General features: G+C 53.7%; 19 protein-coding genes and 1 pseudogene. 14 read left to right on the plus strand and 6 right to left on the minus strand.

Annotated features, from left to right (window positions below; genetic code table 11):
- Positions 1–19: 19 nt before the first annotated feature.
- The 8 genes and pseudogenes from rfbA to AUC70_RS06545 all read left to right on the plus strand — a co-directional run bounded on the left by rfbA (position 20) and on the right by AUC70_RS06545 (position 7,210).
- Positions 20–901 (plus strand): glucose-1-phosphate thymidylyltransferase RfbA, encoded by an 882-nt coding sequence (rfbA, locus tag AUC70_RS06515; protein WP_069444082.1) that lies wholly within the window; start codon positions 20–22, stop codon positions 899–901.
- 334 nt (positions 902–1,235) lie between these two features.
- Positions 1,236–2,252, plus strand: coding sequence for a glycosyltransferase (locus AUC70_RS06520; RefSeq protein WP_069444083.1), 1,017 nt, complete (start codon positions 1,236–1,238; stop codon positions 2,250–2,252).
- A gap of 523 nt (positions 2,253–2,775) precedes the next feature.
- The gene (locus AUC70_RS06525; protein WP_069444084.1) at positions 2,776–3,891 is read left to right on the plus strand and encodes a DegT/DnrJ/EryC1/StrS family aminotransferase; all 1,116 of its coding nucleotides are present in this window, start codon (positions 2,776–2,778) and stop codon (positions 3,889–3,891) included.
- A 124-nt stretch (positions 3,892–4,015) separates the two neighbouring features.
- Positions 4,016–4,597: a class I SAM-dependent methyltransferase gene (locus tag AUC70_RS06530; protein WP_083241324.1), complete on the plus strand. Its 582-nt coding sequence runs from the start codon at positions 4,016–4,018 to the stop codon at positions 4,595–4,597.
- Between the two features lie 8 nt (positions 4,598–4,605).
- Positions 4,606–5,001, plus strand: a pseudogene (locus AUC70_RS18790) (sulfotransferase); the annotation flags it as partial.
- 65 nt (positions 5,002–5,066) lie between these two features.
- A complete protein-coding gene (locus AUC70_RS18340) occupies positions 5,067–5,426 on the plus strand; it encodes a sulfotransferase family protein (protein WP_069444086.1) in 360 nt (119 codons plus the stop codon).
- Positions 5,423–6,142, plus strand: a complete 720-nt coding sequence (locus tag AUC70_RS06540) for a WbqC family protein (RefSeq protein WP_141701990.1) — start codon at positions 5,423–5,425, stop codon at positions 6,140–6,142. The genes AUC70_RS18340 and AUC70_RS06540 overlap by 4 nt, the downstream gene beginning before the upstream one ends.
- A gap of 192 nt (positions 6,143–6,334) precedes the next feature.
- Entirely contained in the window at positions 6,335–7,210 is an 876-nt protein-coding gene (locus AUC70_RS06545) for a methyltransferase domain-containing protein (protein ID WP_069444088.1), read from the plus strand.
- 759 nt (positions 7,211–7,969) lie between these two features.
- Here AUC70_RS06545 and AUC70_RS06550 read toward each other — a convergent pair.
- On the minus strand, positions 7,970–9,979 hold the full coding sequence (locus tag AUC70_RS06550; RefSeq protein ID WP_069444089.1) for a glycosyltransferase family 2 protein: 2,010 nt from the start codon (positions 9,977–9,979) through the stop codon (positions 7,970–7,972).
- A 269-nt stretch (positions 9,980–10,248) separates the two neighbouring features.
- Between AUC70_RS06550 and AUC70_RS16185 the strand changes: the two genes are divergently transcribed.
- From AUC70_RS16185 to AUC70_RS18795, 5 genes are all read left to right on the plus strand, one after another.
- Positions 10,249–11,451 (plus strand): glycosyltransferase family 2 protein, encoded by a 1,203-nt coding sequence (locus tag AUC70_RS16185; RefSeq protein WP_083241327.1) that lies wholly within the window; start codon positions 10,249–10,251, stop codon positions 11,449–11,451.
- 566 nt (positions 11,452–12,017) lie between these two features.
- A complete protein-coding gene (locus AUC70_RS06560) occupies positions 12,018–13,238 on the plus strand; it encodes a glycosyltransferase (RefSeq protein WP_158007383.1) in 1,221 nt (406 codons plus the stop codon).
- 36 nt (positions 13,239–13,274) lie between these two features.
- Positions 13,275–14,528, plus strand: a complete 1,254-nt coding sequence (locus AUC70_RS06565) for a glycosyltransferase (protein WP_069444092.1) — start codon at positions 13,275–13,277, stop codon at positions 14,526–14,528.
- Positions 14,529–14,533: 5 nt separating this feature from the next.
- Complete coding sequence (locus tag AUC70_RS16190; RefSeq protein ID WP_158007384.1) at positions 14,534–15,454, plus strand: NAD-dependent epimerase/dehydratase family protein; 921 nt, start codon at positions 14,534–14,536, stop codon at positions 15,452–15,454.
- Between the two features lie 57 nt (positions 15,455–15,511).
- Positions 15,512–16,231 carry a class I SAM-dependent methyltransferase gene (locus tag AUC70_RS18795; RefSeq protein ID WP_425283583.1) on the plus strand — a complete coding sequence of 240 codons (720 nt, stop codon included), beginning with the start codon at positions 15,512–15,514 and terminating at the stop codon, positions 16,229–16,231.
- Between the two features lie 142 nt (positions 16,232–16,373).
- Here AUC70_RS18795 and AUC70_RS06575 read toward each other — a convergent pair whose 3' ends face one another.
- From AUC70_RS06575 to AUC70_RS06595, 5 genes are all read right to left on the minus strand, one after another.
- Positions 16,374–16,907, minus strand: coding sequence for a hypothetical protein (locus AUC70_RS06575; RefSeq protein WP_141701991.1), 534 nt, complete (start codon positions 16,905–16,907; stop codon positions 16,374–16,376).
- Positions 16,908–17,307: 400 nt separating this feature from the next.
- The gene (locus AUC70_RS06580; RefSeq protein WP_069444095.1) at positions 17,308–18,315 is read right to left on the minus strand and encodes an NAD-dependent epimerase; all 1,008 of its coding nucleotides are present in this window, start codon (positions 18,313–18,315) and stop codon (positions 17,308–17,310) included.
- 63 nt (positions 18,316–18,378) lie between these two features.
- Positions 18,379–19,560 (minus strand): glycosyltransferase family protein, encoded by a 1,182-nt coding sequence (locus tag AUC70_RS06585; RefSeq protein ID WP_069444096.1) that lies wholly within the window; start codon positions 19,558–19,560, stop codon positions 18,379–18,381.
- Positions 19,561–19,666: 106 nt separating this feature from the next.
- Positions 19,667–20,941 (minus strand): hypothetical protein, encoded by a 1,275-nt coding sequence (locus AUC70_RS17370; RefSeq protein ID WP_069444097.1) that lies wholly within the window; start codon positions 20,939–20,941, stop codon positions 19,667–19,669.
- A 502-nt stretch (positions 20,942–21,443) separates the two neighbouring features.
- The gene (locus AUC70_RS06595; protein ID WP_141701992.1) at positions 21,444–21,767 is read right to left on the minus strand and encodes a hypothetical protein; all 324 of its coding nucleotides are present in this window, start codon (positions 21,765–21,767) and stop codon (positions 21,444–21,446) included.
- On the opposite strand from AUC70_RS06595, the gene AUC70_RS17095 reads away from it, so the two are divergent.
- The gene (locus tag AUC70_RS17095) at positions 21,745–21,984 is read left to right on the plus strand and encodes a hypothetical protein (RefSeq protein ID WP_158007386.1); all 240 of its coding nucleotides are present in this window, start codon (positions 21,745–21,747) and stop codon (positions 21,982–21,984) included. The two genes, AUC70_RS06595 and AUC70_RS17095, sit on opposite strands and share 23 nt — an antisense overlap.
- The last annotated feature ends 88 nt before the right edge of the window (positions 21,985–22,072 follow it).

The raw sequence follows: 22,072 nt of genomic DNA on the forward strand, positions 1-22,072 counted from the left end.
AGAGTTGAGAGGGAAAGTCATGAAGGGCATCATACTGGCTGGCGGTTCCGGGACGCGTCTCTATCCCGTCACGAGGGCAATCTCCAAGCAGCTCCTGCCCATCTTCGACAAGCCGATGATCTACTATCCCTTGACCACGCTGATGTTGGCCAACATTCGGGATATTCTCCTCATCACGACGCCTGAGGACGCCAGCAGCTTCCAGCGGCTTCTCGGCGACGGTAGCCAGTGGGGAATTTCGCTGAGCTATACGGTTCAACCGAGCCCGGACGGCTTGGCTCAAGCGTTCATCCTTGGCAAGGATTTTATCGGTCAGAATCCGTGCGCGCTCGCTCTTGGCGACAATATTTTCTTTGGACACGGCCTGGCCGACACGGTGCTGCGCGCTGCTTCCCGCGACAGCGGCGCCACGGTTTTCGCCTATCATGTACCAGACCCGGAGCGCTACGGCGTCGTTGCTTTCGATGACCAATGCCGCGCCACTTCCATTGAGGAAAAGCCAGCGATGCCAAAGTCGCAATGGGCAGTGACTGGTCTATATTTCTACGACAATGATGTCGTGAGCATCGCTTCAGAGGTTAAGCCGAGCGCGCGCGGAGAGCTGGAGATCACCGACGTCAATCGGCGTTACCTCGAGCGCGGCGATCTTCATGTTGAGCAGCTCGGACGTGGGTTCGCGTGGTTCGATACAGGCACCCACGATAGTCTAATCGAGGCCGCCTCGTTCATACAGGCAATCCAAAAGCGCCAAGGCCAGCAGATTGCGATGCCAGAAGAAATAGCTTTTCAGAGAAAGTGGATTAGTCTCAGCGAGCTTGCTGCACTTGCGGCAGGCTATAAAAATAGCGGCTATGGCGATTATTTGAGTGGACTTTGCAGAGAGGTTGCCTCACCAGCTTAAGCTGTACCGCATTTGAGTGGCTCCACTAGTATTGTTTTGGGGATCGGGTGCCCATACCGAGGACACCCTTGGTCAGTGTCAGTATAGTGCTCTACTGAGACGCAACCACTTCAGGAGGCTTCACTGCCTCCCAAGGCGACCGAGTTTGCTGCGATGCTAGATTGGCACTCTTGTTAGTGGTGGTGGCCGCTATGATCGAGATGCCCATTCTGGCCCATATGTACATGAACTATTACACGTGACATTCGACGACCTCACTATAGCCAAAGCGACTGAACTGAGAGTTATACCCCGCTCAATCAAATATTGGTTGGCTGCGATTTAAATAGACAATATGCCCCAAGTATCCATTATCATGATATCGTTTAATCACGGTGCATACATTCAGGAGTCTATCGACAGTGTATTGAATCAAACCTTCTCTGATTTCGAACTCATAATCTGGGATGACGCATCTCAAGATGAATCGTGGAAGCTTATTTGTAATTACCGAGATCCTCGGATTCGGGCGTTTCGCAATAACGAGCGCCGCCGTGGAATTTACGGACTCAACAGGGCCATTTCTGAAATTGCGCTAGGGGAGTTCATCGCCATCCACCATTCCGACGATGTGTGGGAACCACAGAAGCTGGAAAAGCAGGTCGCTTTTCTCAGAGAGCACAAGCGAGTTGGAGCAGTTTTTACTACCGCACTTGCAATTGGCGAGGACGGGATGCCATTCAGTGGTGATCACGCCTATCTCACTATATTTGAACAGCCGAATAGAACTAGGTTCGAGTGGTTACGGTTTTTCTTTCTAAGTGGAAATTGTTTGTGCCACCCATCCGTACTAATCCGTAAAGTCTGTTACGGTGACTGTGGGCCTTATCGGTACGGCTTTGCACAATTAGGCGACTTCGATATGTGGGTTCGCCTGTGTCTGAAATATGAAATCCATATCTTGTCGGAAAAATTAGTCAAATTTCGAATTCGTGACGCCGCGGCAAATGCAAGTGCCAGCAGACCGGATACGAGAATTCGCTGTAACTATGAGTATTATAGGATCCTATGGAATTACCTAGATATCAAAGAATATCGGGACTTTATCCAGATCTTCCCCGAATCGTCTGCCTATTGCGACGACCAGAACTTTGATTTGCCATACGCACTCGCAATGGTGTGTCTGCAACTGCAACCGGCCTCATTTCGCTCGCTATTTGCGCAAGATATTTTATTTCAGATTTTGACTAATGAGGTGAGTGCAAAGCAACTCTCGGAAAGGGTTGGGTTCGACTACCGAGATTTTGTTGCGCTTAGCGGAAGAAACGATGTTTTCTCGTCTGAGCACTTCGGCATTGTCGAGCTACTGTAACCAAATTAGAAAAGAATTTGGTGCAAAAGGATAAACAAATCGCAGGGCTTGACAGCGCTCTGCGTCAGCGAGTTCGCCAAGCTGCGGTCCTACGTCAAACGAATTCGGCGCTGCGAAGCAGTGCCAGTTGGCGATTAACGGCGCCGATGCGCTATCTTATGACTTCTCTCCGTCGCATAGTTCGGCTGTTCACGGCGGACCGTCTCTAGGCGATTTGGCACTTGCACCATTGCGGGCCGATGGAGGACAACTACTTGTTCCCAGGATGGTCCTTGCTTTTGGGGCTAGCCCGATCCCTGAAGACGAATGCGGATGCCGAGGCCAGTCCAAGGCAATGCCGGTCCGGCATCCATTTTGCCTTTGCAGACCGGAACTCTCGCGCCATACTGAGAAGCTACGTGACCGCCACAGACGTACCGAGCGGGGGATGTGCGCCAAGCACGCTCAATGGATACGTCAGCAGTAAGTGGGGCAAAGCCCAGAAATCTTGTCAACTTCTAATGAACGCCCTTCCGATGGAGCCTTGCCGAGTCCCGCAAGGCTAGACTACGTCGACGATATCCTGGCTGATATTGTAGCCGGATATGATTTGCTTCAAGCAACTGAAAAGCCGGGTATGGTTTCGTTTGTTGAAGCGAAGCCAACCTACGCGGAACGTTGGACGCAATTTCTCAGGAGTAGCGAAAGCGTCAATCGCTGGTCCAATCGCGGGCCTGTCTGGTACGCCTTATCGCGTGCCTACGAGCGCTACTTTTCTAACCTCTCCGGCAAAAAGGTAGTGCCGTGCGCCAACGGCGGCATAGCCTTGGAGGCTCTCGCAAAGTTGCACGAGCTGCGTGAGAATCGGCCTCTGCGCTGGTGTGTCAGCGCATTCAGCTTTGCCAATGCAGGCAGAGGCTATTTCGCAAACAGCCTAAAATTGGATTGTGACGAGCAGGGCGTTCTTTCGCGGTCCGAATTGGAGCGGGCCGACCCCGACACATTCGACGGCATCATTGTCACCAATCCCTTCGGAATCTTGAAAGACTTTGATCCGCTCGTTTCCTGGCAAAAAGAGAACGGAAAGCATCTATTGATCGATAATGCTGCAGGCATCTCCCACAATATCCCGAATTTGAGCTACCAGGCGTTCAGCCTGCATCACACTAAACCCTTCGGTTTTGGCGAAGGTGGGCTAGCTGTGGTAGCTGAAGATGAATTCGAGACATTCCTACGACTACTAGAATATACACCGCTCGACCAGGTCGAAACACCATACTGGGTCAATAACGGAAAGCTTTCTGAGTTGGCTTGCGCCGCCCACCTCTCTCGTCTTGAATGTGCGCCGGAATGGCTACCGCTCTACGAAATACAAGCCGCGCGCATAAAAGTGATTGCGGAAGGTCTGGGCCTTGTTCCGCTACTGTCGGGAAGCGGGCCTGCGATGAGCCTGCCGTTCCTCGCGCCTCATGCCATCGACGCAGATGCTCTACGCAACAATAAGCTAGTGCTTGGCAAATACTACAAGCCTTTGGCGGCGGCTGAAACGTGCGCACATATCTACAGCCGCATCATCAACATTCCAAGCCACCCAGGCGTTTCTCAGCTCTCGCGGGAGGACTTGGAAAGAACTTTGACCGAAGTCCTGGAGGCACACTGATAAACTTCGATTGGGAGACCTATTGGGCAACGCGGCCGCCGATTGACGGAAGCGCAATGGACGAGGCCCTTATCCAAGTCGGCAAGACCCGTCTCGGAAAGCCTATCCCAAAAGCGCAGCTGCAATACTCGTCGAGCATGTGGTGAGAACGCTTGCCCCCGACCACAATACGAACGCACTGGATCTCGGTTGTGGGAACGGGCTACTCACCAAAGCGCTGTCCGAACACGTTGGACACGTAACGGCGCTGGACTATTCGCTATGCCTTATTCAGACAGCTCGCTCCGCATTCGGTGGCAACAACATCGATTATCTGCAAGCTGACCTGAGGGAAATGGAAGCGTTAGACCTGCCCGAAGTTAAGTTCGAAGTTGCTTGGAGTATCGAGGTCGTCCAGAATCTCGATCCACGTGCGCTGACGGCGCTTCTAAGTTGGCTTCGGGACACGACGACTCTATCGTTTCGCTTTCTTGCCAGCGGAATCCCAGACATCGAACGTATACGGACATTTTACGATACAGATGAGCGATGGGCTCTCCATCTCAGAAATTCTCGCGAGGGCCGAGAGCAAATGGGGCGATGGTGGAGCGTCGAGGAACTGCACGAATGCGCTGAGCGCGCGGGGCTTAAGGCGCGCATTGTGTGCCTTCCGTCCAGCTTCTATACGTCCCACTACCGTATCGATGCCCTTTTTGAGCGGAAGTAATATTGTCAGTGACTAAAGTCGACATCGACAGCCCGATCTTCCTGCTCGGCATGCCGCGCTCTGGTACGACCTGGCTATCGCAGATATTCGAGAGTTCGCCTGAATGTATGGTTCGCCTTTCTCCGCCCTACTCCTACGAGTTCCGAGGACAATTGTCGGATCGTTCGACATCACAGGACTGGCGACGCGTGCTACGCGGGGCAGTTGCGAGTGACGACCCTTTCCTCACCCAAAACTGGCGCCGTGATACGGGCGAATTAACTGTATTCTCCAAAGCTTTGGATGCCGTCTCGCGAGTGGCCATAAAGGACACCCGTTTCCATCGGCTGTATCGGCGCGGCATGTCAGTACTGCCGAATGCCAGGACTATCTATATTGTCCGTCACCCTGCTGCCTCGCTTTGGAGTTGGAAGAATTGCAAGGAGTTCCCGTCGGATGCGGAATTTCTGACAGAGTGGCGCGGAGGAGCATGCAGGAAGAAGGAGGGGTCAGGGGACTATTGGGGTTCGACGACTGGCTCTCACTCGGGCTGGAGTATCGGGCCGAAGCGGTCGCAAACCCCGGCCGGTACACGGTTGTTAGGTACGAAGACCTTGTACGCGACCCGATCGATACCGCCAGGAAAACATTTGCCTTCTGCAATCTTGCACTGAGCGTGGAGACCGAAGCTTTCATTAGAACCAGCCAGTCAAAATTTGATCCACGCCCCTATTCTATATTCAAGGGCGAGCAGTTGCGCTTTGACTGGCAAAATGACTTTCCCGCCGATGTCTTGCGCACGATAGAGGCTGAAACGCTTGCCGCTGGCCTAGGGGAGTATCTGATTTGAAGCTAGGCATTATGCAACCGTACTTCTTCCCTTACGCCCAGCAGTTTCGCCACATTCACCAATGCGAGCGATGGATTGTTTTCGACACCGCCAAGTACACCAGAAAATCATGGATAAACAGAAACCGCATAGCCAATAGGGACAAGGATTGGGCATATATCTCCGTGCCGGTCGCGCAGGGTAGCAGCCTTGGGGCGATCAGAGAGGCTTCGATTGCTCAGATCGGTTGGCAAGATAAGCTCTTTGACCAACTCCAACCATATAGGGGAAGCGCAGCGTTCTTTGATGAAACTATGGAAATCATCCGCTCTTGTGTCGTGCCTGAGTCAGATACGATTGCAGATCTGAACACGCGAGTGCTGAACGTGGTCTGCAGCTCAATAGGAATAGAAACGCCCATCGAGCGTCTTTCAGAGTTGAAGCTGAACATGCCAGACGAGCTCGGGCCTGGTGAATGGGCCCTCGCCATCAGCGAAGCGTTGGGTGCAACAGCGTACAGCAATGCACCTGGGGGCAAAGACCTATTCGATCCAAACCAATATCGTGCACGAGGCATCGAACTCGAGTTCTACGAGCCGCGGCCCCTCGTGTACGCAACTCCTGGCTTTGACTTCACTGCAGATCTTTCAATAATTGATTCACTGATGTGGCTAGGGCCAACCCAAGTTGGGAGATGGTGCCGAGACGAAGAGATTTGCGATTATCGCAGTGACTGAGCGCTTCTTGAAAGCAAACTAGCGCTGTGGTGTTGAAGGGTGATCAGTGCCATCTGGGTCGTCGATAATATGGCTGGCCCCAACCGAAATGCGTTTTGCTCTACGATACCGAGCGTGCGTCTAGTTTGAATCTCTAATAGATTCGAACGCTCCTAAAGAGTTGGCGCCTGGCGCGACCGCGAAGGTCTCTAAGTGAGTGACGTGACGCAAGCCAACACAATGAACGCAGAACAGCAGCCTATCCTGAAGGACAAGAACCTTAGCCCAGAGTCTTATGTCGCCGCAGCCAGGCAGGCGCGTGAGCAGGGCCAATTGATTCTCGCCCACACGATGCTGCGTTGTGCCTGCACACTCGGAGCGGACGTATCTCGAGGGGAGCTTGCAGAAACTTTGCTGACAGCCGATCAGCTACTGGGGCAGGCGCAGACCTATCAACGTAATATGCGCGTCGTCGACCTTATTGAAGCGCATTTTGGCGCCAACCCAATTAGCGTGGTCGATGTCGGCGGGAATGACGGCATTTTCTCCCATATGATTCCAGAAAAGCAGTATTTTCTCTGCGAGCCATCAGTGAACAACATGCTGCCCCACGAACTCGTCGCCTCAGGCCGCATTTTTGATGTTTGCGTCTCGATCCACGTGTTCGAACATATTCCGGATGAAGATAAGCATGCCTTTTTTGCCACGCTGGTAAAGCTCGCTCGTCGCGGGATTGTCCTTTGCAATCCAACAGATACCGGAACAGCCGTCCAGCGACAAAAGTTCTTGCTGGAAGTCTTTGGCCCGTGGAACTGGATTTTGGAGCATCTCGAATGCGGCACACCCACGATGCCCCTGTTTGAAGAATTGGCCGCGGCTCACGATCTGGAGTTACATACCTATCCGAGTGGCAATGTATTTCTCTCGATAGCCGTATTGGCCATGGAGCACTTTTCAGGCGCTACCTGCGACCCCGCAATGTTGGACAAGTGCCAAAAGCTGGTTCGCTACATCAATGAACATCGCTATCTTCAGGATTCAGCTGAGTGTCCCCGAGACTACGCCTTTGTATTTGTCAAAAGGCACTGATACGAGAGCGGCCTCTGTTGCATAATCAGCCGCAAACTTTCCACTGGTAGTATTCACTTCGATGTCGACATACCCACTATCGTTGGCACTAAGAGGCCACCAGAGCCATGCCATACCGGCTGAACTCGTCGACGATGTTCAAACTCTGTAACGCTTTACCGCCATTGGCTCGGCAATGGACTAAGTCATCGGTCCAGACATGGTTGCGGTACTCCAGGCGCCGCACACAGGGACCATAATTCAATCCTGGCTGGCCCTTCTTCCCCTCTTCTTGCCGCCATAGTCGCTCGATACGCTTGTCGTTGAACTGCCAGCCTGGGTTCAGCACCTGAGCAGCAATACGACGACGGCCTTAGCGGTCATACTGGGAAGCCAGTTCGATTAAGTCTGCTAGGGAGTGCACTCTGTCACCCTAACCCGCAAGCAGACTCCTTTTTGTTGACCGATCGGTCCCGCTCGACGCTCTATCTCTAAGTATCAGTCCGCAGATTTGGAGGCAGTTGTGCCCCCCATTTTGATTGTTCCGTATGCCAACTATCAATAAGTGGACGGAGAACTAATGAGAGCTTCTCGCGAAATCTGATGTGATCGCGAGGCGCCCAGTCGTGGGGCGAGTTGCGCTCAACAGCGGCCTCAAACTCTTTGGCGGAGTCAAATAGGTATTTGAGATTCTGGTCAGTGAGCGCCGCGGTGCACTGATTTAGTGGGTGCATGAGTACCAAAGCCTCATAACGAAGAAGGGTGTTACTGATCTCCGTTTCAGACATGGGGGCCGTAGAGATGAAGCAAGACGGCTGATAGTTTTGCCTGCTCGTTTGAAAGTTGCGGCGCGCCGATATCGATAAGCGCGTCATCGCCGTACTTTAGGCATCCCTCTATGGCGTCATCCGCCGGTTGCCGAACGCGGTGGCCAAAATCAACGATCTCCAGACCTAGCAGGGCTGCCAAGGCTTCCGGTGCACCTGGTTTCACATGCACCAAAGGCGTGCTAACTGCAATTCGAAGACAGCGACCGAGAGACTTGAGGCGGCCAGCCATGTCCAGAGTTTGATAGACGGGAGGCCTACACCATAACTCGTGCGAAAGTGCATCGGCCATGCTGTTGTTGGTGCACCAGACATCATCGAAGGCGTTCCGCGGGATTTGCAACCACTTGTCTGGGGCGCTATTTGGCCAGGCAATCATGATTTGATAAGGAGAGGCGGAAAAGCGCTGTCGGGGATCGAATTCGGGCGTAAGACTGATCACCACGTCGGCATCACGGTGTCGCTCCCAGTTGGAAGGTTCGAGATAGGCCACTTCCCTGCAACCCGCTGACAGGAGGGCTTGGCCAAGCTCCAGGGTAGCGGATTGCATACGCTCTTGCTGAGTCGAGGAACTCCGCGCCACGAGAAATGCAACTTTGGGCCGATCATTCTGAAAGAAGATGTTGTCGGCGAGCCACTCGTGGTGCCGTACCCCCAGCAAGATCTTGCCGAATCGCCGTTCTAGCTCGCCCTTATTCTCTGCTATTCGCGCTCGCTCGCTCGCTGAAGCTTTGCCGCGCGTAGTGGACTTATGGTGAACAGCTACGATGTCATTGGCGCAGACCGCCTTCTTCCCGGTCTTCCCAAATACTGACAGGCAAAGATCGATGTCCTCACAACCGTAAAAGTATCCCTCATGATAGCCACCTGCGCGTTCAAAATCATCGCGCCGCATCATCATGCAGGCTGCGGTCACAGCGGGCACCCAGCAGGCGCTATGCGCCGTCGGCGCGCTGATTTCATTGAGAGGCACTTCGTAATAGAAAAACGGGCGATTTTCTCGGTTAAATGAAAATTTGATTCCCAGATGCTGCGTATACTGCGCCCAGTTTAGCTTTGTATAGAATTCGCCCAACTCCTCTGGAGGGGATAGAAGTCGAACGCCAAGAGCCCCAATTCGTTGATCGTCGAGGTAAGAGGCCATGCTTGGCAGGATGTCTTGGCAAAAAACAATATCATTATTGAGAAATAGAATTAAGTCAGCAGCGGAGTCACGCGCAGCAAAGTTATTGCTTTCAGAAAATGAATAATTCTTGTCTCTTTTTTCTACACGTATATTGAGTGTGCGTTTCCACTTTCTGCAGACGGCAATACTGGAATCGTGAGAGTTGTGGTCCACTACCACGAACTCATAAGCCCGGTAGGAGTTGTACAATGAAAATGAAGCAAATAGCCGTTCGAGGTCGTCGGCGCCATTTCGGTTGATGATGATGATACAGACAGTTGGGGTCGGCGCCTTTCGCCGCGAATATAGATGGAGCGACGAGCCTGCTGGTATCCGATCATCAAATGCGTCCGTCAGCTTATAGGTAAGTTCGCGCGGATTATGGTGTGTCAGGGCGAGGGGAAAGCCCGTCTCGTGGCACCGGGCAACGATATCGCTTGTCGGTGAGCTATCTAATCCCGGCGGAAGCTTGACGGCGAAACCATGCCGGCCGTCGCTGCCTAAGATCTTCGCTATGTCAGGCCTTTTTTTCTCGGCAGCCTGGGTCGCCACGATGATCCCGCAAACGACGATATCAACGGTGACTGGCCTGTTCGGGTCAGAGGGATGGACGGCCCAGCCCTTGCAGCGTCCTTGCTCAACGCTTTCCAACTCACCTATTGTCTTGGCCAAAGTTAGCGATTGGATGGTCGCCCCCTTGGGCAGGATCTTTGGGTTAGGGCGCAGGGGGATAATCTGACGGATGAATGCCTTAAGCGCAGACGGCGTGCGGCGCTTTAGCCAGGAGTATAAGCTCAACGTTGCAATTTCCCGTAGAAGTGCTTTACGACGTGTTGGAATGGCGATTTGAATCCCGGAGGGTTCGAAGCGTCAGCGATTGTCTTGCATGCAGCGGTCACTTTTGGCAGACCAAACGGCAGCCATAGTATTGGGTCCGAAAAGACGAGAGGCACTTGTTCCATGCATGAAGAGGGATCCGATATCAGAGACCACGTAGCGCTCGAGTCCCAACGAGCACGGATTTATAGCCTCGAAGCCGAATTAAGGTCAGTTTACGCGTCGACATCATGGAAGGTCACATCGCCTTTGCGCCGGCTCGGTGTGTTCTTCGAAGCGCCGAGCGCTCGGCATTGGATGAAGTGGTAAAAGATCACACGAAGCACCAATCGGCAATGCGCCCTGCGATGGGACCAAGTTCGAAGGTGAATGGCGAGTTTGCCGTCCTCGGGAGACCAGAGAACCAGCGAGCACGGATTTATAGCCTCGAAGCCGAATTGACGTCACTTTACGCGTCGACATCGTGGAAGGTCACATCGCCTGTGCGCCGGCTCGGTGAGTTCTTCAAGGCACTAAGTCGCTCGCCATTGGAGGGAGTGCTAAAAAGCAACAAGAAGCAGCAAGAGGCAGTGCGCCGCGCGAAAAGACAAGGGTGGAACGCGAATGACGAATCTGCCTTCCTCGGGAGGCTAGAGAAAATATACGCACCCCTTTCAGACCACTTTGAAGCGCTCAAAGCCTCCATTGTCATGCCCACGTACAATCGAGGGTTTTGTTGCACAAGCGCAATTGATTCAGTCCTCAAGCAGACTCATTCAAATTGGGAACTTCTGATAATTGATGATGGAAGTACAGATGATACGTCCAACGTTGTTTCAAAATATTTATGCGACGATCGTGTGCGCTACTTGAGACAAGATAACGGCGGCGTCTCCATGGCTCGCAATCGTGGATTAAGTATGTCTACCGGAGACTATGTATTTTACCTCGATAGCGACAACAGGTGGCACGAGAATTTTCTTCATGCCATGATTACATATATGAATGCTTGTAACCTGTCTTGTGCCTACTCTGCGCTCGATGCTCGCGACGATTCTGACGAACGAAGGTTCATTAGAGGCAGGGAGTTTGACTGGTTGCTGTGCCTCGAGGGCAACTACATTGACCTAAACGCTTTCGGGCATCGCACCGATGCCGTCGGGGCGCACGATTATTTTGATGAGGATCTTAAGAGGCTCGTGGATTGGGACTTCATATTGTCGCTTACGGCCAAGAATAGAACGGCCTATGCCCCATTCATGGGTGTAATTTACTACTGTGGCGACGGGGGAGAACGAATTACGCTGACTCAATACCAAGGAGCGGAATTAGAAAACGTCCAGGAAATAATTCGCGCGCGCCATCGCCGATTGAATCCCACTGGAAGAAGTGAGCCATCCGACGGGTGTAACTGGCAGGCGCTGCTAGATGATTATCTAGCGTCTTGTGAATAGCCGAGCCAGGCACGGATTAGTTTAGAGGCCGCAGAATAAAAGTTATGCGCGCTGTGCGATTACTAAAGACTTTGCGTGAGTGGCGCGCAATCGCAAGCAAAAAGCGAGCGATCAGTTACGTCGCAGCTCAGCCGTATTTTTCGATAATACTATGTGCAACGAACAAAGGCCGCGGGATCCGGGCCGTCAATTCCGTATTGAGTCAGACTTATCAAGATTGGGAACTCATAGTGGTGGAAGGGGGCGAGTGCCCCCTCGCTCATACTGCAGATGCCCAGAACGACTCCCGAATTCAGACGGTATCCGTGTTTAGCGCCAGAAGCGATAACGACCTGTTTAGCTTGGGCCTTCGGATGGTGCGCGGGGAGTGGGCCATCTTCATTGATGAAATGACGGACCTCCGTCCCCGATTCCTGGAGGCTTGTAAGGAGCTAATAGGCCGATCGCCTCGATCTGTCGCGGGAGTACTTTGCGCAGCGAGGTGTTGCGATACCGGGGCAGCCCTGACGCCGAAACCGAGTTCTGTAGCGCCTAAATTCCTAAGTAAAGACGACCAGCCTCACAGTATGACGGGAGTATTGTTGCGCAAGAGTGCGTTGCCCCCCAGTTTAGAAGGCCAAGGCATCGGTAGGAATGTATTGTCGAGTCTCAAGAAGCGCGGAAGCTTAGTGCAGCTTGACGAGGCCCTGATCGAAAGAGGTTTGCGTAAACTCGGAGATATTGATGATGAGCGCCCACATCATTATCCCCGCGAGCGTTCAGAGTTGAGAATTGGTTATGTTCAATGGGATTATCCTGCGCCGTCCCAGGCGTTTGTACATCGAGAGATCGCATACCTCCGAGAGAAGGGGATAGATGTTTGCGTCTACTACAAGACGCAGGCAGAGCCCGCTATTATGCCTTTTCCGGATGTTCCCAGTTTCAAAATAGATTCATGGGAGGAGCTCGCAGGTTTATCGGCAGCGCACTCACGAAATATTCTTCATGGGCACTTTGCCTACCCTAATACTACATTACTAACGTGGCCGGCTGCGGAGTATTTGGGGATTCCGTTCTCGTTCTCCGCCCACGGCGTTGATATATTTCATGTCGCCAACCGAGAACGATCGCAGCTGGGTGCCATGGGGCGTTCGCCACAATGCCTGGCAGTGTTCGCTCCGGGGAGTTTCCACAAGGGCTACTTCTTAAAAAAGGGGATCCCCGCCGACCGCATTATCATAAATAGGACGGCGATCGACCCAGGCTGGCTCAATGTGGGCACGCCAGATTTAGACCGACCGGTAGAAGAAATTTTGTTAATCACCCGCTTCGTCGAGAAGAAGGGCCTAAGGGACTTTGTCGAGATTGCTCGCCAGTGTTCGGGGATGCCGTTGCGGTTTTCTCTTTATGGGTTTGGCCCGCTCGAGGAGGAAGTGACGCGATTGTCGGAGCCGCTACCCAACCTTCAGCTTCGCGTTGGCCCGGTAAAATCAGACGCTCTTCTGCCCCTATATGACAGGGCAGGAATCTTGCTCCTTCCATGTGTTCAAGCTGAGAATGGCGATATGGATGGGCTGCCGTCGGTGCTGATAGATGCGGCAGCGCGGGGATGTGTTTTGGTCAGCTCGAACATATCGTCTATTCCTGACTTGGTTGAGGACGGGCGTACGGGCTTCTTGTGCGAGCCAGGAAACCCCCAGTCCTTTGCAATGGCACTCCGGCGCTTGTTGCTCTTCCAAAAGGAGATGTGCGTACGATTCGGCTTCAAGCGCGCGAGAAGGTGGAACGAGAGTTCATGCCTAACATAGTGGCCGACAAGCTTCTTCAGACCTGGTGCGCGGCCAATGAGTGACCACAACAAATATCATGTGCTGCTGGTAACGCACGAACAACCCAACGAAGCCTGCGCGGTAATCGATCGGGTGCAGCAATTGAGTGAACTTCCCCATGCGCTCACCGTTGTTGATAACAACTCATCGGCGGATGCCCGCTCCAAAATCCGAAGCAAGTTGGCTGAGTTCCAAGACACAACATATATCCAATTGAACGAAAATAGGTTCTGTGGGGGCGGTTCAAATTTGGGGATGCGGTTGGTCAATGAGGAATTCATTGTCTACGTTTGTGCTCGAGAGTGCTACCCATTGGCGAAGGGATGGGATCGGTTATGCATTGACTACATGGAGTCCCATCCGCAGGTCGGTATTGCAGGACATGTTATACGGAGCAATCATTACCTAGATGGCCATGGCTACCGATCTCTGGAAAAGTTCCCGAAATTTCGTAGGCAGGACTATGTCCGCTCTCGCCTGAACGAGAATTTCTACCACATCCAAGGTGGATTCTATGTCCTACGTGCTGAGGCCATAGATCTGGAGGAAGCGTTCAATCCGGCAGTTCCGCACAATTACATGGACGTCGAGCTATCCTATTTCCTTGAAGCCGAAGGTTGGGACCTAGGAGATATGCCGTTCGTGAGAAGCTTGCATTCGACAACCCGGCCGCCCTTGGAGGGGTTTGATCCCTCCGTTTCCATTTATCACCCCTTGTCGCTTGAGCAGCTACAAGAATACGAACGCGCCCGTGAGTCCGAAGTAGTGACGGAATGTTCAATATGTAGTCAGACAAACTCCTTTTCCGACGATGCGATCCAAAGGTGCCGTGGATGCGGGAGTTCAAGCGCGCTGAGGCGACTTTGGCTGCTTGCGTCCGATACCCGACTGGGTGAACGGCGCGCCCTCATATCGGAAGCCGGATTAGACAGAGGCTTTGTTAGACCCGGAATGGCGACTTTCGATCGGCTCGAGGATATTGATCCTTGGACTGATCAATTTGACTGTATTTTGATGGAGGTCGGGACTGGCAAGGTCAATTGGAGTCTTGTCGGAAATTATCTTAGCAAAATCCGTATGCTCTTTGTGACGTCGGCTAGCTCCGCCACGGGCGCGGCAATATATGAAGGCCCAAGGTGGGCGCAGGACTTGAGAAACCTAGGGCTCACAGTGTTGGCTACTGAACCTCGGATGGAGCGTCTTTTGAACGATCGGATTCGGCTGGGGACAGCGAAACATCGTGGCTACGCCTACACCTTACAGGCATAATGACGATGCGGTCTCTTGTCATCGGCGCGTGTGGATTTCTAGGACGGTCCCTGACCAGGGAGCTGTCGCGGCGCCACCAGCACGTCAGAACCATGGATACTAGTCCTGTCGTGCCAACAGGATCTGCAGACCATGTTCATTCTGACGCGCTGTCCTCAGATTGCTTACACCATGCGCTGAACGATGTTGACGTCGTCTACAACTTCATCGGCACCAGCGTACCGAGCAGTGGGCTGAAGAGCCTTCAAGATGAATTGAAGGCTAACACCCACTACATCGTCAAGTTAGTGGATAGCGCTGCAGATCATGGTGTGCGCAAGATAGTTTTTCCGTCGTCCGGAGGGACAGTCTATGGCGATTCGGATACCGACGAAACTCTACATAGGGAGACGGATCCCTTGGAGCCTCGCTCCGTCTACGCACTGGGAAAAGTATTAGGAGAAACAACACTCAAATTTTACTGCCTGGAAAGGCGAATTGGCTCTCTTATTGTCCGCATCTCCAATCCATATGGCAACAAAAATCCTCCGGCCCACGCACAGGGAGTCGTCGATCATTTCGTACATCGGATACTATGCGGCAAGCCGCTTGAAATCTGGGGCGATGGCGAATGTATTCGGGATTTTATTTACATCGACGATGTAGTTAAGGCTGTTGTCGATCTCGCGGAAAGGCCCGCAACAGAGCCAGAGACTTACAACATTGGGAGCGGGATTGGCTCAACGGTGAATGAAGTAGCCAAACTCTTGCAGGATCACTTCGGAGTGTTGAAAGTCTCACATCGTGAGGCGCCTGCACCGTTGCTCCATCGAAACGTTCTGTGCACTGCGCACCTCAGGGATGCGTTGCCAAACTGGAAGCCAAGGTTGCTCAGACAAGGAATAGCGGACTTTGTGACCGACCTAGGATCAACGCAACCGTACTAGCCTTTTGCGGTAAGTTCAGTAGCGCACATCCCTATGTGCTATATCGTTGAGGAACTCATGACTAAGTCCAGTATAGGACCTTGCAACATATGCGGCGAGAAGCGCTGGGGGAATCAAGGATCACGAGAGAATGTTCGATGTCTCGGCTGCGGTTCCCTCGAGCGGACTCGTATCCTGAAGCTTCACCTAGATCAGCTGGGGTTGCCCCACAATGGGGACTCGATCCTCCATATTGCACCGGAGCGGTCGTTGGCAAAATTGCTCCACGATAAGGTTGGAGCAGGCTACGAAGCCGCCGATCTCCACCCCGAGTTGTTTCCTTTCTGCGAGGTAAGGGCACTAAACCTTTGTTGCGATGCCGAGTCGCTACCGCACAGCCACTACGACCTGATACTGCATAGTCACGTACTTGAGCATCTCCCTTGTAACTATACGGCCGTCTTGTTTTTTTTGCACAGGGCCCTAAGGCCGGGAGGCCATCATATTTTTAGCCTGCCAATTCTATCGGGGTTCTATGAGGAGGACCTTGGCAACCTGTCCGAACGCGAAGCTATCGCGCGGTTTGGGCAGTCCGATCATGTACGCAGAATTGGACGGTCCAACCTTGAAGCAACATTAGGAATGATCTTTCCGGGTGATCTTGAGCGCCATCGGATCGATCGTTGCTTTGATGCTGAGACGCTGAGGAGAGCCAACGTACCGAGCGATCAGTGGACCACTCTCAATAGCTCTACTGTTTTTGTGTTCGGTAAGAGCGAATTGAGGCTCTGCAACTGAGGTTTGGTCGTGCGCGAGAGCTGCAGCGTTGCCGTGACATGGCGGCGGCCGTGATGCAGATGCTGCAATTATTGAAAGCCAAGTTGATCCACTGTGTCCAGTTGGCTCACTGAGGACAGAGGTGGGCCACTCCCGTCGAGGCCTACTGAACGGATAAAGCGACCGCATAGTGGTTTTCGCCCATCAAAGACAGTGCATCATCAATCATCAACGCAGCCTTCAATTCCTGGCTCTCGTCTTGAATTTTGGCGAGGATATCGTTCAGAGCTAGGTGGTAGATCGTCCCTCCCGTGAACGCAATATCTACGCGTGGGAAAACAGACTTCAAAGCGGGCACGATCGAACTGCTGTCGGCCGCCTCGGACGGGTCAACATCAAGCATGCGCTCAATCGTCGGTCGCGTCACGGGTTTGGCGCCGGCGAGTACCTCTGATGGGAGGTTGCGCCGAAACGTGTTGCAGTAGTCGAGCATTCTCTCAGTCCACTGAAAACGCGAGGGGCCGATGAAATCGTCCATCGCGAACAGGCCGTTGCAAGCTAGGCGCTCCGCCGACCATTCGACGGCGGCTGTACAGTCAGGCATATGGTGAAGGGAGTTATTCCAATAGACGAGGCCATACTGATCCGAAATCGAGAGGTATTTTGAGGTTGGAATGAAGGTCGCGCGCTCACTCACGCCAAGCTGCTGGGCCCGAGCCCGACCAGCATTTATGCGTTCGTCGGCGATCTCAATGAGGGTGAAATGCTCGACTAGTCCGGCTTGTAGTAGAGAGAGAGCTCTTTTTGCCCGGCGCCGCACCCGACTGAAATGGCGCTTCGTATTGCTCCATGGCACGTTGCATAAGCTGCAATGAGTTTATGAAATCCTGCTGATAGCCCGGGTATAGCTTCGCCGCAGACGCGACGGTTGATGTGGCTTACAATCGCATCGGATTCCCACCAACGAGTACGGGGAGGACGGCTTGCGGATGTGATCCGATTCCAATGAGTCGCCGCGCGAGCGATATCGGTGGATGCCATCGATTATTTCAACCACACGCCGGAAAATAGCGCAACTAGAACGTACAGCGTAGACTTTACTCGCGGTAATACCCACGGTACCAGTCAATAAAGCTCTTTATACCCGCTTCAAGAGGGGTGCTGGGCTCAAAGCCAATGTCGCGCACTAGCTCATCTACGTCGGCATAGGTCCTTGGGATGTCGCCTGGTTGAAGCGGAAGAAAGTTTTTCTTAGCCTCGCGCCCTAAAGCTTTTTCAATCGCCGCGATAAAGTCCATCAGTTCCACAGGGCTATGATTGCCGATGTTGTACAGCCTGTAAGGCGCTGCCGACGTTCCCGGGTCTGGAGCATAACCAGACCAGTCCACGTTTGGTCGTGGCACAAGGTCGGTAATACGCACGACTGACTTGACGATGTCGTCAATGTAAGTGAAGTCGCGAGCGTGGTTGCCTTGATTGTAGACGTCAATCGGCTCGTCCGCGAGAATCCGCTTTACAAACTTGAAAAGAGCCATATCCGGTCTACCCCAGGGGCCGTAGACAGTAAAAAAGCGCAGTCCCGTCGTGGGCACTCGATAGAGGTGGGCATAGACATGCGCCATGAGCTCGTTCGACTTCTTGCTCGCAGCATAAAGGCTGACTGGATGGTCAACATTGTCGTGGATGCTGAACGGCACGCGCGTGTTGGCACCGTAAACAGAGCTCGACGAGGCAAATACTAGGTGCTTCGTCGCATGGTAGCGGCAGGCCTCAAGGACGTTTAGAAAGCCAACAATGTTAGATTGGACGTAATCCTCAGGGTGGCTGAGCGAATAGCGCACACCCGCTTGCGCGGCCAGATGGATCACCCGCTCAGGCTCGTGAGCGGCGAACAATTCATCAACCGTTGGCTTCTCGATGAGATCGCCCCGCACAAATGAAAAGCCGGGATAGCCGGTGAGCCCAGCAAGCCGGGCCTCTTTTAGCTTCACGTCGTAATAAGGGTTCATGTTGTCGAGACCGACGACCTCTTCGCCGCGGTCGAGCAGCGCGCGCGCTGTATGGAACCCGATGAATCCGGCGGCGCCGGTTACAAGTATCTTCATGTCGTTGTCTGTCTCGGTCTGTTTTCTGAGAGGTCCATCGAGTCTGGTCAGGTTGCTTTTTAACTACCGCGCGAATTGCCGACGCATCCAGTCTATAGAGGACTTTCGTCGGGGAAGGACCGGTTCAAGGTAAATATCTGGATAGAAGTGAACATCAGGCTCTGGAAGATGACTAACCGCTTGCCACGATGCCGGGTAGGCCAAGCCACCAGCGTAAAGCCTCTTGATCCAGTCAAAGTGGTCGTCAGCACAGACGGGGCCGTACGGTACGAGCCAAGTTGATGGCCTCCCGGCAACGCGCTCGGAGACGGCGCCTATCGCTGTCGCCAGAACGGGTAAGCCTAGGGAAAGCACGTCCGAAAGGGCGTAGCTGTGTGTTTCCGGTACCGTGAATGGGAACCACGCCATGTGGGGATCAATCCTGCCAACAATGTCAGAGAGATCCGAATCTTTGTATGCACCGAGATACGTGATGTTTTGCGTGGCATTCAGCGCGGCTTCCACCTTTCCATTGGTCTCGCCAAGGCAAAGGATCTCGATAGGAAGAGCCTCGCAATGAGCCCGATTTGCCACATCTAGAATGATGCTGAGTCCTTTGGAGTAATGCGGTCGGCCTAAGACGAGAACGCGCATGGGCTGACCCTTGTATAGCGGCGCAACTCGTATTGGAGCCTGACGCCTCTGAGGCTCCTGAACATGCGCCGCGATCACCGGTAACGTCGGCATTAATCGCTGCGTCCGATACGCGAGATCACGAGATATTGCGATGCGCCTGTCGGCCTTCGCGACAAGAGGCGGCGTACTCAGACGGCCGGCGTCGTGCATTTTGGCGAGGGCCTCGTCCCCCACAAAGTAGCCTTGCGCGTCCTCGAAATGCGGGGTTGGAGAGAAATGGTGGTAGTCGGTAAAGGTAACGTCGTAGGGGACATTGAGACCGTCCACGAGCGCCGAGATGTGCTGCTGCAAGCCGATCGTTTGAATGACGTTTAGGCGGTCAAATCCGCTTGCCTCAAGGTCGTGTAACGGGGCGGCGAGGCCGGCGGCCAAGTCATAGCTTCGCTCGGCGAAGTAGGGCCCACGGTCCGATAGATGAAGCGACTTGTTTTCGACCCCCCATGCCCAGGTTACGTCGACGCTGTCGCCCACCAAGTCCGCCAACTCGCGTGCAAAGCGGATCGTGCCGCCGCCCCAAGCGTGAACAACAAACAGAATCTTGGGACGCGATCTTCTCAAACGACGCAACATCTAGCGACCGTACCTAGTGAAGGCCCCAACGATCGACTGTCTCCCATCTGCGCGACGAGTCGACCCACTTGATGCTTCCCATGATGAAGTGAGCAATTGGGACCACCTAGCTGCGACTTGATCGGATGATGCAAGACGACGCCCAGCGAAGCGGCGCAGTGATCCGCCAAGATCGACTACGTTTCATTGCAGCCATCTGACCCTCTGCTTTTTTGGTGTGAACCGCGACTCGCGTCTCCGCCTTTCCTGCCCGCAACTCCGCTTGCTTGGCCCGCGTCTCCGCTTGCTTTGCGCGAGCCTCCGCTTGCTTGGCCCCCGCCTCCGCTTGCCGCATATGCGTCGCGGCCTGGTCAGCGAGATCTAGCTCGCACGTCAACGCCAACTCACTTTGCTGTTCGTAACAGTGGCCCCTACCCGCCGTAGGGCTAAGCATCTCTGGCAGGTCAAAAAATGCCAATGGCTGTAATTCGCTCGTTGTCACGGCGACATGTGCGCTCTCGTGAATATCGATACCTTTTGGACCCCCTTCTTGTGGATTGCGACGCCCTTGCAGAAAGGTCTCATCACTCATCACACGATATGACGAGACGGGATAGTGAATGCCCCGCCAGCTTCCGTCGTGGCTCTTGTAGATACGAACAAAGGGAGCGCCCGCATCGGCCACGAGAACGAATTTGCCATCGGCGGTAAAGCGGACACCATGAGGGTAGTACACACCCCTTAAAAGGCCCCGAGGATCTGCAGACACATCCAATGAGCCGTCATTGAAATACATGGCAACGCAGTGCCGGTTGTGATTACTAACGCCAACCCACTTCCGGTCGCTGCTGACACATATGCCGTCCGGAATATCGAGATGCTTGTGTAGGAGCAGGCCACTCTCTTCCACGGAGAAGCCTCTGTCTGCATTCAATATGTGTCTTGTTATTGTGTGTCCAAAATTGTCGCACATCAGGATCTCGTAGAGGTCCTCGGCAGACCTTGTGACTGATACCGAGCCTGGCGAGTGGATGAGATCTTGGTCGGCGATTGTCGCGCTCGGCACTATTTCGTGGTAGCTGACACCATCGGCAAGATCTGGCAGGCGCAATATGCAGGCCATACCGTTTCGATTGGCTACAATGAGCGATCTGTCATCGATAAAATCCAGCCCATGGGGAAGGTTGAAGCTCGGTGAGAAGATCTCGTTTGCTCTCAGCAGCTCTAGCTTCTTGCCGGACGATGTGGATGTGATCGAGATATCAAACAATACAACCTTGTTCTCAGAAAATCCCGCGACTGCAAACTGCCTATAACTTGGCGAGAATTTAACGTCTTCAGTCCGACCGAGACGTCTGACAATATCGAGTACTTCCCCAGAGCCGGTGTAGGAGATGACCATGGCGCGTGCCCTCACAGGTCAATGCACGGCGTCAGCGCTTCGCATTGACGGTGTCGCATAACTGACTTGCTCCTGTCTTGGCCCCCGAAAAGTGGACCAGTATGGGGTTAGCTGTGAGGGAGGTTTTGTTGGCACGCAAGGGCTATTCGGATGAGGATTGCTCGGGGCCGTTGCAGGAGGTTGAGGTGTTTCTTGCGGACGGGATAGAGGAGTGCGCCGTACGGTCGGCACGATGGATCTGGCCGCCGACATGTGGCGGAGGAAGTTCGGCGGCATGGGACGGCCGCAGCTTGGGCAGCTACGGGTTCGTGTCGTGGGATGCTCAAAGAGCTCTGCCATCCATTCTCTCGTATGGGGGAACATGTGCGAGTGGCGCCGCACCGTCCCAACGTCGCGCAGTCCGCTTGGCCCTCTCTAGCCACCTGAGTTCTGGTCTAGATTATGTGTTCAGGGCGGGAGGTGGTCCAATTCGGCATTTAGGAGGGTGAGGTCTCTGTCGACTCTAAATCAAGGGCGAAATCCCTTGGCCAAGGCCCGCGCAAAGGGCATCCTCGATGCCATCTGACTGCATGCTTGGCCGAAACGCCAAGGCCGTGCTTTGCTCGATCGCGGCGAGTTTGGACAACGTGCGTTGAAGTTCTTGTTGGACGCTCCGCAGTTCGCGCTCCGTTGATGGATTTGCATGGGCTTTAAGAATGTCGTCGATAACGAGATGTTCTGATCCGAAAAGTATCTCCTCCCAGCCGATAGCTGTATTAGCCTTGGCGGCGTCGCGCGGGACCCAGCGCTTCGCCCTGGCGCACATGGCTGCATTCTTTGCGATCATCGCCTTTGCGTGGGGCATGTGGCAGGCATGGTTGATGGCACTGACGGGGCTGGCCGCGCTCTATGTGGCGCTCGCCGTCAACGTTTATCGGGCGGGTCAACCAGAGACGAAATCCGCTGTGCATTCATCTGAGAGTCCCGCTCAATCACAGAGTGATGCCACCGGTGTGGGCCAAGACGGTGAAAAGACAGCGCGGATGTTCACCGGTCGACATTGACCTTAGCTGTCGCTTCGTGGGGCGTCCCGTGCTCCCAAGGCCGTCGTGGACGCCTATGCGGTCGTCACGGAAGGGACAGTCCTCTTTG

Origin of the sequence: Methyloceanibacter stevinii (assembly GCF_001723355.1) — a bacterium.
GTDB lineage: Bacteria > Pseudomonadota > Alphaproteobacteria > Rhizobiales > Methyloligellaceae > Methyloceanibacter > Methyloceanibacter stevinii.

Excerpts from the sequence above, each read along its gene's own strand:
- AUC70_RS17095 (WP_158007386.1), top strand. The coding sequence starts at position 21,745 with ATGGCTGCATTCTTTGCGATCATCGCCTTTGCGTGGGGCATGTGGCAG.
- AUC70_RS16190 (WP_158007384.1), top strand. The coding sequence starts at position 14,534 with ATGCGGTCTCTTGTCATCGGCGCGTGTGGATTTCTAGGACGGTCCCTG.
- AUC70_RS18340 (WP_069444086.1), top strand. The coding sequence starts at position 5,067 with ATGCAGGAAGAAGGAGGGGTCAGGGGACTATTGGGGTTCGACGACTGG.
- AUC70_RS06520 (WP_069444083.1), top strand. The coding sequence starts at position 1,236 with ATGCCCCAAGTATCCATTATCATGATATCGTTTAATCACGGTGCATAC.
- AUC70_RS17370 (WP_069444097.1), bottom strand. The coding sequence starts at position 20,941 with ATGGTCATCTCCTACACCGGCTCTGGGGAAGTACTCGATATTGTCAGA.
- rfbA (WP_069444082.1), top strand. The coding sequence starts at position 20 with ATGAAGGGCATCATACTGGCTGGCGGTTCCGGGACGCGTCTCTATCCC.
- AUC70_RS06580 (WP_069444095.1), bottom strand. The coding sequence starts at position 18,315 with ATGAAGATACTTGTAACCGGCGCCGCCGGATTCATCGGGTTCCATACA.
- AUC70_RS18795 (WP_425283583.1), top strand. The coding sequence starts at position 15,512 with ATGACTAAGTCCAGTATAGGACCTTGCAACATATGCGGCGAGAAGCGC.
- AUC70_RS06565 (WP_069444092.1), top strand. The coding sequence starts at position 13,275 with ATGAGTGACCACAACAAATATCATGTGCTGCTGGTAACGCACGAACAA.
- AUC70_RS16185 (WP_083241327.1), top strand. The coding sequence starts at position 10,249 with ATGGAAGGTCACATCGCCTTTGCGCCGGCTCGGTGTGTTCTTCGAAGC.
- AUC70_RS06560 (WP_158007383.1), top strand. The coding sequence starts at position 12,018 with ATGACGGGAGTATTGTTGCGCAAGAGTGCGTTGCCCCCCAGTTTAGAA.
- AUC70_RS06595 (WP_141701992.1), bottom strand. The coding sequence starts at position 21,767 with ATGATCGCAAAGAATGCAGCCATGTGCGCCAGGGCGAAGCGCTGGGTC.
- AUC70_RS06585 (WP_069444096.1), bottom strand. The coding sequence starts at position 19,560 with ATGTTGCGTCGTTTGAGAAGATCGCGTCCCAAGATTCTGTTTGTTGTT.